10 protein-coding genes are annotated in these 12,174 nt (G+C 61.8%); 1 reads left to right on the forward strand and 9 read right to left on the reverse strand.

What is annotated here, in order from left to right; all coding sequences use genetic code 11:
• The 9 genes from NTA49_RS16930 to NTA49_RS16970 all read right to left on the reverse strand — a co-directional run.
• Positions 1 to 506: tyrosine-type recombinase/integrase (locus NTA49_RS16930; protein ID WP_258295994.1), on the reverse strand; the 506-nt coding region annotated here is incomplete at its 3' end.
• A 180-nt stretch (positions 507 to 686) separates the two neighbouring features.
• Positions 687 to 2,444 carry an AMP-binding protein gene (locus NTA49_RS16935; RefSeq protein ID WP_258295995.1) on the reverse strand — a complete coding sequence of 586 codons (1,758 nt, stop codon included), beginning with the start codon at positions 2,442 to 2,444 and terminating at the stop codon, positions 687 to 689.
• A gap of 12 nt (positions 2,445 to 2,456) precedes the next feature.
• A complete protein-coding gene (locus NTA49_RS16940; protein WP_258295996.1) occupies positions 2,457 to 4,835 on the reverse strand; it encodes an amidase in 2,379 nt (792 codons plus the stop codon).
• Position 4,836: 1 nt separating this feature from the next.
• The gene (locus NTA49_RS16945) at positions 4,837 to 5,553 is read right to left on the reverse strand and encodes an ABC transporter ATP-binding protein (RefSeq protein WP_258295997.1); all 717 of its coding nucleotides are present in this window, start codon (positions 5,551 to 5,553) and stop codon (positions 4,837 to 4,839) included.
• On the reverse strand, positions 5,546 to 6,571 hold the full coding sequence (locus NTA49_RS16950) for a branched-chain amino acid ABC transporter permease (RefSeq protein WP_258295998.1): 1,026 nt from the start codon (positions 6,569 to 6,571) through the stop codon (positions 5,546 to 5,548). Before NTA49_RS16950 ends, NTA49_RS16945 begins: the two co-directional genes overlap by 8 nt.
• Positions 6,571 to 7,437, reverse strand: a complete 867-nt coding sequence (locus NTA49_RS16955) for a branched-chain amino acid ABC transporter permease (protein ID WP_258295999.1) — start codon at positions 7,435 to 7,437, stop codon at positions 6,571 to 6,573. Before NTA49_RS16955 ends, NTA49_RS16950 begins: the two co-directional genes overlap by 1 nt.
• Before the next feature lie 65 nt (positions 7,438 to 7,502).
• The gene (locus tag NTA49_RS16960) at positions 7,503 to 8,723 is read right to left on the reverse strand and encodes an urea ABC transporter substrate-binding protein (protein WP_258296000.1); all 1,221 of its coding nucleotides are present in this window, start codon (positions 8,721 to 8,723) and stop codon (positions 7,503 to 7,505) included.
• Positions 8,724 to 8,772: 49 nt separating this feature from the next.
• Positions 8,773 to 10,383: a flotillin family protein gene (locus tag NTA49_RS16965; protein ID WP_258296001.1), complete on the reverse strand. Its 1,611-nt coding sequence runs from the start codon at positions 10,381 to 10,383 to the stop codon at positions 8,773 to 8,775.
• 126 nt (positions 10,384 to 10,509) lie between these two features.
• The gene (locus NTA49_RS16970; protein ID WP_258296002.1) at positions 10,510 to 11,631 is read right to left on the reverse strand and encodes a substrate-binding domain-containing protein; all 1,122 of its coding nucleotides are present in this window, start codon (positions 11,629 to 11,631) and stop codon (positions 10,510 to 10,512) included.
• 110 nt (positions 11,632 to 11,741) lie between these two features.
• Between NTA49_RS16970 and NTA49_RS16975 the strand changes: the two genes are divergently transcribed.
• Positions 11,742 to 12,161, forward strand: coding sequence for a MarR family winged helix-turn-helix transcriptional regulator (locus NTA49_RS16975; RefSeq protein ID WP_258296003.1), 420 nt, complete (start codon positions 11,742 to 11,744; stop codon positions 12,159 to 12,161).
• Positions 12,162 to 12,174 lie beyond the last annotated feature (13 nt).

Genomic DNA, 12,174 nt, shown 5'->3' on the forward strand with positions numbered 1-12,174 from the left:
CGATCCCGACCGCCCTTGCCATCATCGACATGGATCAGCATGCGGTCGCTGTCGATATCCTTGACCTTCAGGTTGCAGACTTCGGATGCACGCAGCCCGGCACCGTAACTGATGCCAAGAGCCGCCCAATACTTGAGCCCGGGACCGGGCACGGCAGCCATCAAATCAGCCACCTCCTCGACGCTTAACACGATCGGCAATTTGCGCGGCTTGCGATGAAACTGCATGAAGCGCTTCATCTCATCGCGGCCACAGGTGATGCCGAAAAAGAACCGCAGGGAAATGACGCGCACGTTGAAGGTGCTGGCCGAAACGCCGTCCTGTGTCATCTTGAGTTGATAGGCGCGCAGATCTTCAGGGGTGGCTGTGTCGGGCGGCCGCCCGAGGAATGACGCGAAATGCTTGACATTCCGGATGTGCGCTTTTTGCGTCTTCTCGCACAGCCCGCGAATATCCATGTCTTCGATCATCCGCTGGCGCAGCGGGGTGGTCTTCTCCTCCTTCATGGGAACCTCCTGTCTGACGGTGGGAAAGACCCCAATCGTCAGCCCAGAAGGGCCTGCCACAAAGAAAAACCATGAAGTGTGCGCCGACGTCGCTATCAGGCACCAATGCCGCGGAGCGGCTTAGTCCCTCCGCCCTTGGTGTAAGTGGACACGAACGGCATCCCACCAGTCGAGGCCGCTTCACACCTGACGCTCCAGTTCCTTTATCATCATGTCGCGCATCACAAACTTCTGCGGCTTGCCCGTGATCGTCATCGGTATCTCATCCACGATCCGAAAGTGCCGCGGGATCTTGAAGTGGGCGATCTGTCCCTGGCAGAATGTGCGCAAGGCCGCCTCGTCCAGTTCCGCCCCTGCCGCAGCCACAACCCAGGCGCAGACCTCTTCGCCCAGGCGGGCATCGGGCACGCCGAACACCTGAACCTCGCGCACCTGCGGATGACTGAACAGAAACTCCTCGACCTCGCGCGGATAGATGTTTTCGCCGCCGCGGATGATCATATCCTTGACCCGCCCCGTGATGCTGCAAAACCCCATCTCGTCCAGCGTGGCCAGATCGCCGGTGCGCATCCAGCCGTCCTGTATCGCCTCGGCGGTCAGCGCCGGTTCGTCCCAATAGCCTTTCATTACCGAATAGCCCCGTGTGCACAGCTCGCCCTGGGTGCCGACGGGCACGATCTGGCCCGCCTCGTCCACCACCTTGACTTGCAGATGCGGGTGCACACGCCCCACGGTCGCGCAGCGCCGGTCTATCGTGTCATCGACAAAGCTCTGGAACGAGACCGGCGCGGTTTCGGTCATGCCGTAGCATATGGTGACCTGGGACATGTGCATCAGGTCGTTGACCTTCTTCATCACGTCGACGGGACAGGGCGCACCCGCCATCACCCCCGTGCGCAGCGATGCAAGGTCCCTTGGCCTGGCCTCCAGATCCTGCAGCATGGCGACGAACATCGTGGGCACCCCGTAAAGCGCGGTGCACCGTTCGCGCGCAACCGCATCAAGCGTGGTTGCGGCGTCGAACGCCTCGCCGGGAAAGACCATGGCCGCCCCCTTGCTGACCGCGCCCAGCACGCCCATCACCATGCCAAAGCAGTGATAGAGCGGCACCGGGATCGCCAGCCGGTCAGTGTCCGTCAGCCTGATCCTGTCGGTCACGAAACGGGCATTGTTGACGATGTTGTAATGCGACAGCGTGGCGCCCTTGGGCCGGCCCGTGGTGCCGGACGTGAACTGGATGTTTATTGCGTCGTCGGGCTGCAACGCGGCATCAATCTGCGGCAGGCGCAATTGCTGGGCGGGACCGCCCAGAGTACTGACCTCGTCGAAGGACCAGATGCCGGTTTCCTCCGCCGCGGCACCCATCACGATGACGTGCCGCAGATGCGGAAGCCGTGCCGCGTGCAGCTTGCCGCGCTGCGCGGTGTCGAGTTCGGGGGCCAATGTGCGGATCATCCCGATGTAGTCAGAGCTCTTGAACGACTGCGCCAGCACCAGCGCCTTGCACCCGACCTTGTTCAGCGCATATTCCAGCTCGGACAGTCGGTAGGCGGGGTTGATGTTGACCAGTACGACACCGATCCGCGCGGTCGCGAACTGCGTCAGCACCCATTCCAGCCGGTTCGGGGACCAGATGCCCAGCCTGTCGCCCTTGGCCAGCCCCAGCGCCAGCAGACCGGTGGCCAGCGAATCCACGGCCCGGTCCAGATCGTAGTAGCTGAGACGCGCATCGGGAAAGATCAGCGCATCGCGCGGCCCGTAGCGCGACACCGCATCGCGCAAAAGCTGCGGGATGGTGGCGAAGGCCAGCGCGGGCTGGGTCGGACCCTGAACAAACGACTTTCCATCCTGGGGGGACAGATCGGCCACCTGGCCTGTAACCGTGGCAAGGCCGAAGTTCTGTATCCGGTCCGCGATGCTCTCATTCAGGATCGTCATGGCAGTGCCTCCTTACATGTTGCGCCAATCGCCCGATTGCTCGAATGCGTGGGCTGCTTGGTAGATCTTCATCTCGCCATAGTTCGGGCCGACCAGCATCAGACCGATGGGCAACCCCTCGCTCAGCCCGCACGGGATGCTCATCGCGGGCAGGCCGCCGTTGAAGGGTGCGGTGTTGGGCACCATCTCGAACGCGCGCTGCACATAGAGGCTGAGAGAACAGTCGGCGGGGGGGTGTTCCTGCGGCTTGATCGGCAGGGTCGGCATCAGCAACAAGTCATATTGCCTGAGTGCTGCATGATACTGCGCATTCACCCGGCGCATGATGTTCTGCGCCTTGCCATAGAACCGGCCCCGGTACTGGTGCTGGAAATGCTCTCCGACAAACATGCAGGCCTTCAGCGAATGGCTCAGCTCGTCGGCGCGGTGTCGCCACTGCGCCATATGATCCGTCATCGAGGGCAAAAACAGCCCGCGGTAGTTGGTGCCGGTAGAATTGCCCCACATCATGCCGTCCTGCAACCCTTCCAGCGTGATGGCGGTCCAGGCGTCCATCGCGGTGTGATGCTCGGGCACCGAGACCTCCTCGACGCGCGCGCGCAGCTCGCGGAAACGCTCGGCAGCGGCCAATACCTTTTGATCCACATCGGTTTCCGAATTGGAATGGCCAAAGCCCTCTTTCAGGATGCCGATGCGCATCCCGGCGACACCGCGCCCCAGCGCCTCGGTATAGCTGTAGACCGTGGGCTTGTACTGTCGCGGGTCCAGCCCGTCTTCGCCTGCCAGCACTTCCAGCAGCAGCGCGTTGTCCGCCACGGTCTTGGTGATCGGGCCAAGGTGGTCGATCGTCTGCTCGACCCCCATGGCACCGGTATAGGGCACCAGACCGTGCGTGGGTTTCATGCCATAGACGCCGCAATTCGATGCGGGAATGCGGATTGAGCCGCCCTGATCCCCGGCGATGGCCATGTCGACGTCGTCGCTGGCGACCAATGCAGCCGATCCGCTGGACGATCCGCCCGCCATATAGCCGCGCTTCCACGGGTTGTGCACCGGCCCCTTGGCGTTGGTGTGAGAGCCGCCGGAGAGGCAGAAGTTCTCGCAATGCGACTTGCCCGCGATGATCGCACCGGCGTCCAGCATCCGGGTCACGATGGTGGCGTCGATCTCGGGCGTGTACCCTTCCATGATCGACGACCCGTTCATCATCGGCACCCCGGCAAGGCAAACGGTGTCTTTCAGCACGATACGCTTGCCGCGCAGCTTCCCGTCGGGCGCGCCGCGCACCTCGGTCTTTACGTACCAGGCGTTCATCGGGTTTTCCGTCTGGCTGGGGAAATAGCCGGGACTGCGCGGATAGCGCACTTCGGGCAGGTTATCGGGCATCGCGTCAAGCCTGTCATAGGCCTGCATGTAGGGTTCGATGATCTGGGTGTATTCGGTCAGATCCTGGTCCGACAGGCTCATGCCAAAGCGGTCGGCCATCGTGCGCATCTGCGACAGTGTGGGGCGTTTGATCGTGATGGCGTTCACCGTTGGTATATGGGGTTGAGGGCGTGGCGATGGTGCAGGGGCCGCCACGGAGGGCGGAAAGCTCGGCCTGTGCGGCGGCGGGGTCGGCTGTTGCGCCTGACCGGAGGCTGCGGTCTGCCGTGTGCCTCTGGCGGCACCAAAGCCCAGGAACTGATCGACCTTGGACTGGTCCGCCAGATCGCTCTGGCTCAAATGCCCGGTGATCCTGCCACGCTCGAGCACCAGCACCCGGTCGGACAGGTCGGCGATGAAATCAAAGTTCTGTTCCACCAGCAGGATCGAAAGCCCGCGCTTCTTGCGCAGCAGCAGCAGGGTCTCGGCCATCTCTTCGATGATCGAGGGCTGGATGCCCTCGGTCGGCTCGTCCAGCAGCAGAAACTCGGGCGAGCCCATCAGGCACCGCGCAAGCGCCAGCAGCTGCTGTTCACCCCCAGACAGCGCGCCGCCTTCGCGATCCAGCAGCCGGGCAAGACGCGGGAAATCGGCAAGCACGGCTTCCATCACCTCGGCCTCGTTGCCCGATCCGTAATCATGCCAGGCAAACCGCAGGTTGTCGCGCACGGTCAGTTGCGGAAATATGCCCCTGCCCTGCGGCACGTATCCCAGCCCCGCCTGCCCGCGCGCATGGGTGGGCAGATGCGTGATGTCGCGCTGGTCATAGCGCACCTGGCCCGCACTGGCGGGCAGAAACCCCATCAATGTCTTCAGCAGCGTCGTCTTGCCCATGCCGTTGTGGCCCAGCACGCCGACGACCTCGTCTCGTGCAACCTGCAGGTCGATGCCGTGAAGGATCGGCACCCGCCCATAGCCACCCGAAAGCCCCTTGACGGACAACAGGATATCGCGGTCTTGATCCATTTCAGGCCTTCTTTCCCAGGTAGACGGCGCGCACCGTCGCGTCAGACATCACCTTGTCCACGTGGTCCTCCATCAGCACCGCGCCCTGATGGAACACGGTCACCGTTTCCGCGACAGAGCGGATGAACTGCATGTCATGTTCGACGATCACCACCGCGGCGGTGCGGGTCATGTCGTGGATGATCTGCGTCATTCGCGCGACGTCATCCGCGCTCATGCCGGCGGCGGGTTCGTCCAGCAGCACCAGCCAGGGATCGGCCACCGCGACCAGCCCCAGTTCGACCCGCTGCCGTTCACCGTGGGCCAGCTGGCCCAGATCGGTGCGCGCAATGGGGCCAAGCGCCAGCCGGTCGATGATGTCGTCGGCGCGGGCGCTGGCCTCTGCGCGGTCGTTGAACCTGCGTGCTGCCAGCCAGATGTTTTCGTGTACGCTCAGCGCGTCCATCACGTTCGGCGTCTGCGTCTTGATGCCCACGCCAAGCGACGCGATCTGGTGCGGCTGCCATCCGGTCACATCCTGACCGCGCATATAGACATGCCCCTCCGACGGGGTCAGCAGGCCGGTCACGCATTTGAAGAACGTCGATTTGCCGGCACCGTTGGGGCCGATCAGACAGCGCAGTTCGCGCGCCTTGAGCTTGAAATTGACGTTGTCACTTGCCGTGACACCGCCGAAACGCATGGTCAGGCCGTGGGTCTCCAGAACGGTTTCAGCCATGACGCGTCCTCCGCATGGTGCGCGGCTGGGTACGCCTGCGCGTGCCGACGACGATGCGTCCCCAGAGCGTCGCGACCGCAGGCACCAGCCCGCGCGGCAGGAAAAGCACAAAAAGAACCAGTATCAGGCCGGTGATCAGGGTGTTGTCGATCATGCTTTGCTGGCCCAGCATGAACTTGAGATAGGCAAGCCCCGCCGCCCCCAGGATGGGTCCAAGCCGCGTGCCCAGACCGCCCACGATACACCAGATGATGATCTCGGCAGACTGGCTCAGCGAGAACAGCGAGGGTGTGACGATCTCGCTCCAATTCGCGAACAGCGCGCCGGACAGCCCTGCGATTGCGGCACCGATGGTGAAAAGAACCGTCTTGCGCGCCGCCACGTCATAGCCCAGCAGCGCCATCCGCACCTCGTTTTCGCGAATGCCAACCGCGATGCGCCCGAACGAGGACCGCAGCAGCCAGGTCACCAGCAGAAAAACGATCACCAGCGCCACCGCGCAGACGTAATAGAACGGATCGCCCCAGATATAGGCACCGGGATCGCCCGGCACGTTCAGGGTCTGGAACCCCGGAATTCCGTTGTAGCCACCGATCCGAGCCTTGCCGATGACGTATTGCGGCCCGGCGGTGGTGTTCACGAACTTGAACAGGATCAGCGTCACGACCAGCGTGATCACCCCCAGGTAGACATCCATCAGCCGACCGTAGAACATGATCGCCCCCAGGATGGCCGCAAACAGCGCGGGCACCAGAACCGCCAGGATCATCGGCACCGTGCTTTCACCGATGTTGATCGCGGCAATGGCATAGGTATAGGCCCCGAGGCCAAAGAATGCCGCCTGCCCAAAGCACAGGATGCCGCCGAACCCCCAGATCAATCCCAGGCTGAGGCCCAGCATCCCGTAGATCACCAGAACCGTCAGCGTGTAGGTCGCGATCATCGTCGGCATGATCCAGATCAACAGTGCCGCGACCACCAGCGTGATCAGCACATCGCGCCCGCCCGTCCCCCGCATCACAGCTTGCCCCGGAAAAAGCGTCCGGTGATCCCTTGGGGCATCAGGCGCAGCACGATTACGGCGGCCACCAGCAAGACGACCTCGCCGATCACGGGTGAGATGGTGAAAGTGAATATCTGGCTGACAAGACCGAAGGAGGTCGCGGAGCTGACCAGCCCCGCGATCAGCGATGGCCCCCCTGCGATCACGGTTATGAACGCCTTGGCGATATAGGCGCCGCCCGATGTGGGCACCAGGCCGACCAGCGGCGCCAGCACCGCCCCTGCAAGCCCCGACAGGGCCGAACCGCAGAAGAACGTCGCCATATAGATACGGTCGGGGCTGTATCCCAGCGCCGCCGCCATGTCCGAACGCTGCATGGTGCCGCGCGCGATCAGCCCGGCGCGGGTGCCCTTCAGCACCGCCAGCATGCACAGAACCAGCACGACAGAGACGACAATGATGAAAAAGTTGTACCCGTTGATCTGGTAGTCACCGACCGTGAACCCGGTGATCGGCGTGGAAATCCCGGTGGTCGTATTGCCGAAGATCATCGTGGCAAGCCCGATGAACATCAGGCTCAGGCCCCATGTCGCAAGCATCGTATCGACCAGCCGCCCGTAGAGGTGCCGTATCACCAGCCGTTCGACCACCAGCCCGATCAGACCGACCACAAGCGGCGCGATCACCAGCATCGCGACAAAGACGTTTATGCCCAGATTGGCGGCCGTAATCGTCGCATAGCCGCCCATCATCATGAATTCGCCATGGGCAAGGTTGATCACCTTCATCATGCCGAACACCACGGCCAGTCCGGCGCTGATCAACACCAGCGAGGCAACCGCGTAGAGCACTTCAACAAGGATAACGAAGCTAAGGTCCATAGTGGCCGCCTGTTCAGAAATATGCGGGGCGGCCCAAAAACCGCCCCGCCAATGGGAAATCCAGCTTAGATCTGGATTTCGTACTGCTGGTTGTCGTCAGGGTTTTCCTGCAGGTTGCAAACCGCCTGCGTGTCCACCGGCGCGATCTGCTGCAGGGTCTCGATCACGGTCATTCCCTGATCTTCGAACTCCATGATGTGCACATCCAGCGTGGCATGGTGGGTCTGCGGGTCCAGCGTGACCTTGCCCGCCGGTCCGTCGATGGAAATCCCGGTTTCCAGCGCCTCGACCACCGCGTCGTGTTCGACGCTTCCGGCCTGACGCACCCCTTCGGCCCACAGCAGAATGCCCTGATAGGTGGACACGGCAAGCTCGTGGATCGCGGTCGTATCGCCGTATTCGGCCTGCCACTTGTCCTTGAACACCCTGTTTGCCTCGGTATCCAGCTCTTGCGAATAGTTGTAGGCGACCATGATGCCGTTGCCCTCTTCGGGGGTCAGGACCTTGTGTTCGTTGCCGACGCCCATCGTGGTGGATGCCAGCGGAATGCGGTCTTTCATGCCCGCCGCGGCCCACTGGCGGAAGAACGACAGATGCGCCCCGCCGACCAGCGGTGCTACGACCAAATCGGGAGCCGTCTGCTGGATCTTGGTGATCGTCGAGCCAAAGTCAGAGACGTCGAGCGGGAAGAAATCGGTGCCCACCACTTCGCCGCCATTGTCCTCGACGAACTTTTTGATCCAGCGCGCGGTGATCTGCCCATAGTTGTAGTCGGCAGCAAGGATGTGCACCTTCGGACCGGATTTCTTCATCGCATAGGGCACAAGCACGGCAACCTGCTGCGCCGGCGTCACACCTGTGACAAAGATGTTTCGGTCGCAAACGCCGCCTTCGTATTGCACGTTGTAGAAATAGAGCGTGTTCGACTTGCGCATGGTCTGGCGGATCGCCTCGCGCGAGGCGGACAGGATGCCGCCGTGCACGACATCGACTTGGTCCTGACGCGTCAGTTGCTGGGCGTACTGCGAATAAAGCGCCATGTCGGACTGTGTGTCATAGGCCATCAGTTCAACCTGGCGGTCCAGCAGCCCGCCGGTGTCGTTGATCTGCTTGAGCGCCAGGCGCATCGCCTGATCCATCGGCTTGCCATAGGCATCGAAGATCCCCGAGGTGTCGAGCACCGAGCCCAGCTTGATCGTGTCGGCGGCGTAAGCCGCATATGGCAAAAGGCTGGCGGTGGTCAGTGCGGCGCTGCGGCCAAGGAATTCTCTCCTGTTCAGAGACATGTTTTGTCCTCCGTTTATTGGTTTCAGTTCAAATGCAGGGTCGTTTCGGTCAGTCTTTGGCCTTGGGCTCCGGGTCGTCCTTGCCCTTGAGCCGGTTGGCGTAATCTGCGGTGCGTCCGGCTACATGCGCGTCGAAATCCAGTCCGATCTCTTCACCCATCTGCTTCATCGCAGGCAGACGCACGGCCATTCCAAGTATCTGGTCCATCGCCGCGCCAAAGGCGCTGTCGACGCCGCTGCCGCCCCCCTCGCCCGCGTTGCCCATCCCGCTAATCTGGTTGATGCGGATGGACTCGATCTTTTCCACCGGCTTCATCATCTGAGTCATGATCTCGGGCATCCGGTCGAGCTTGCGTTCCTCGATGCGCATACGGATCACGGCGTCGCTCAGCGTATTCTCGGCAAGGTTGAGCGCGGTGCGTCCTGCGGCCTCTGCCTCCATCACGCTCTTTTCCGCATCGGCATTGGCAGACTTGGCCGAGGCTTCAGCTCGTGCGCGGGCCAGCAGGCTGTTGACGTCGCTCTTCAACCGGGCCTCTTCCAGCTCGATATCGCAGTCCTGCTTGATCTTGGCCAGTTCGCGCTCGCGGATGGTCACCGCGCGATCCTTTTGCGATTGCACCTCTTCGGTCGCAAGGATCACCTGGGCGCGGGCCTCCTGTTCCTCGACCTTGGCCTTCGCCTCCTTGGCGCGGGCCTGGATCAGCCGGATGTCATGCGCGATCTTGGCCTCTTCCAGTTCCAGAAGGGCCTGCATCTCGACCTTGCGCAACGCCTCGTCGTTGGCGACCTGCGCCGCCTTGGTTTCGCGCTCCTGCGCGATGCGCACCGCTTCAGACTCGCGGCGGGCCTCGGAACGGGCCTGCGCCGAGCGGCTTTCAGATGCCGCTTCGAGCCGGGCAAGGTATTCCTGCTGATTGATATCGGCTTCGCGCTCTGCCCGTTTCAGCTCGATCTGGCGCTGGTGCTGCGACAACAGATGCTCGCGCACCGCAACTTCTGCACTGGTCTCGACGGCGATGCGGGCCTTGCGCTCCTCGGCCACCAGTTCGGCCAGCCGCCGCATGCCACGGGCGTTGAACGCGTTGTTTTCATCACGCTGGGAAAAGTCGCTTTGGTCCACCGAAACCAGCGAGGCCGACACAAGGGACAATCCCAGCCGTTCCGCGTGTTCCTGCACCATGACGCTGACGTCATTGGTAAAGGCCGCGCGGTTTATGTGGATGTCCCCCAGATCGCGTTCGGCCGCGGCACTCTGCACGGCATTCGCAAGCGAGCCCGACAACACCTCGGCCATCGCGTCCCCGCTTCTGGCGATGCGGTGCCCCAGCGACTGTGCCGCCGTTGCGATGCTCTTGGCATCGGGGGCGACGCGCACCTCGAATTCCATTACCACATCTGCGCGCATCTGGTCGGCGGTCAGCACCGCATCCTTGCCCGTGCGCGCCACCTTGACGGCAGCGGTCTGCATCGAAACCCGCTGGACATGATGCACGATGGGCAGTGCAAAACACCCGCCGTCCTCCATGACCCGGCGCCCGCCCATGCCGGTGCGCACGATGGCACTTTCCAGCGTGGCCTTTGTGTAAAAGCGTTGCAGAAACCAGATGCCGACAGCCAGCACCAAGGCGAAAATCACAAGTCCCAAAACCCAGTACACGACATTCCCCCTCTGGTCGGCCATTCAACAGGGCCAAGCGCGTCATTGGGAATCACGGTAAGTCCAGTTAATTTCCATTTCAACTAAATTGTTTGAAAAGGAAAGCAAATATGGATTTGTCAGTATTTACAGCAGCTTGAAGTCGCAGAACTGAACGCCATCCGCACGGGCAAGGTAAACCGGAGGCCGCGCGCCGCTTGGATTGCCGCCAGGGCTGCGCCCGCTTTCGTGGATGACCGAGAGATTGTCACGGGTGGACTTCATGCGCCAGACATCCCCGAAATCACGCAACAGCGCCGACAGGTAATGCATGCCCTCATAGGTCGATTGCCCCAGGGCATTCAGCGCCGGCGCCGCGTCGCCGTGCAACGTGTGATAGCGTTCCTTGAACGCGGCATTCGCGTCCGTGGCGACCGCACCGAAATAGGACGAGACCGAAAACAGCCGCTCCAGGTTGCCTGTCCCGCAGGCCAGTAGGCCGTTCTCCTCCATCGCGCAGGACAGCCGCAGCATCTTGCGTTGCAGCCCCTGTCGGCCAAACGCACGGTTGAAATTGACCGCGTCCTGCCCCACCAGCGACACCAGCACGGCATCTGCACCAGATGCCTCCAGCCGTTCCACCAGCCCCGACATATTGCCCGTTCCGAACGGAACATAGGTCTCCATCACAGGCTCCAGCCCGATGGTGCGCAGGCAATTTTTGGCATAGTAATTCGAACTGCGCGGCCACACATAATCGTTGCCGATCAGCGCCCATTTGCGCGGGCGATAGATCTTTTGCAGCCACGACAGCGCCGGCCCCAGCTGTTCCGCCGGCGTTTCGCCTATGGCAAACAGGCCCGCCGTCGTCTCTCCGCCCTCGTAGAGCGGCGTGTAGATATAGGGGATACGCTGGCGCACGACCTTTGACAGCCGCTGCCGGATCGCACTGATGTGCATGCCCACGATCGCGTCGATGGCACCCAGCTCGATCAGGTCGTTGACGATCTCCTCGATCGGCTCTTCGGCCTCGACCGCGGCGTTGATCATGATCAACTGCACCTTGCGCCCGTTTATCCCGTTGCGCTTGTTCAGCTCGGACACCGCCACCTGCGCGCTGGATATACAAGAGGGCGCCCAAATCCCCGCAGAGCCGTTAAGCGGAATGGTAAGGGCCACGCGAAAACATTCTGACCGGCCCGGCCAACGACCGCTCTCCAGATCGGAAAGCTCCATCGGTAGCGGATTTTCCTTCTGCATCATGGTCATTGAACATTCATCCCCGCAAAACCTGGTCAGGCCTGCCGGACGATTGCAATTGAAATTATTTTCCAAGTCAACTAAAATTAAGTCCAAAGATATATCGAGGGCATAAGAGCATGCAAAATAAAGCACTTGATGGTTATATTTCATACGCTTTGGCAACGGCGCACCGGTCCGTGGACACGTCCATCAAGGCGCGCCTGAAAAAGCACGGTGTGCAACTGGAAGCTTGGCGCATCATGGAATGTCTTGATACCGAAAATCATCTAACTATGGGCGCGCTTGCAAAAGCCGTGCTGATAAACCCTCCCACGCTGAGCAAACTCGTGGATCGAATGGTGTCGGATGGTCTGGTTCACAGGCTGATCGCGGAGAGCGATCACCGTCAGATCAATCTTATGCTGACCGACCTTGGCCGTCACCGCATGTTGCAAATCCGCAAAGACGTTGAAGATCAGGATGAAGTTTTGATTGGCAAGCTCGACGGCAGGGAGCAGTCAGTCCTGATCGACCTGCTTTTCAAACTCAGCAACTGACGCCGCAGTTCGA

Origin of the sequence: Pseudosulfitobacter koreensis (assembly GCF_024733015.1) — a bacterium.
Taxonomy (GTDB): Bacteria; Pseudomonadota; Alphaproteobacteria; order Rhodobacterales; family Rhodobacteraceae; genus Pseudosulfitobacter; species Pseudosulfitobacter koreensis.

Excerpts from the sequence above, each read along its gene's own strand:
- NTA49_RS16945 (WP_258295997.1), bottom strand. The coding sequence starts at position 5,553 with ATGGCTGAAACCGTTCTGGAGACCCACGGCCTGACCATGCGTTTCGGC.
- NTA49_RS16950 (WP_258295998.1), bottom strand. The coding sequence starts at position 6,571 with ATGCGGGGGACGGGCGGGCGCGATGTGCTGATCACGCTGGTGGTCGCG.
- NTA49_RS16960 (WP_258296000.1), bottom strand. The coding sequence starts at position 8,723 with ATGTCTCTGAACAGGAGAGAATTCCTTGGCCGCAGCGCCGCACTGACC.
- NTA49_RS16970 (WP_258296002.1), bottom strand. The coding sequence starts at position 11,631 with ATGACCATGATGCAGAAGGAAAATCCGCTACCGATGGAGCTTTCCGAT.
- NTA49_RS16940 (WP_258295996.1), bottom strand. The coding sequence starts at position 4,835 with ATGGATCAAGACCGCGATATCCTGTTGTCCGTCAAGGGGCTTTCGGGT.
- NTA49_RS16975 (WP_258296003.1), top strand. The coding sequence starts at position 11,742 with ATGCAAAATAAAGCACTTGATGGTTATATTTCATACGCTTTGGCAACG.
- NTA49_RS16955 (WP_258295999.1), bottom strand. The coding sequence starts at position 7,437 with ATGGACCTTAGCTTCGTTATCCTTGTTGAAGTGCTCTACGCGGTTGCC.
- NTA49_RS16935 (WP_258295995.1), bottom strand. The coding sequence starts at position 2,444 with ATGACGATCCTGAATGAGAGCATCGCGGACCGGATACAGAACTTCGGC.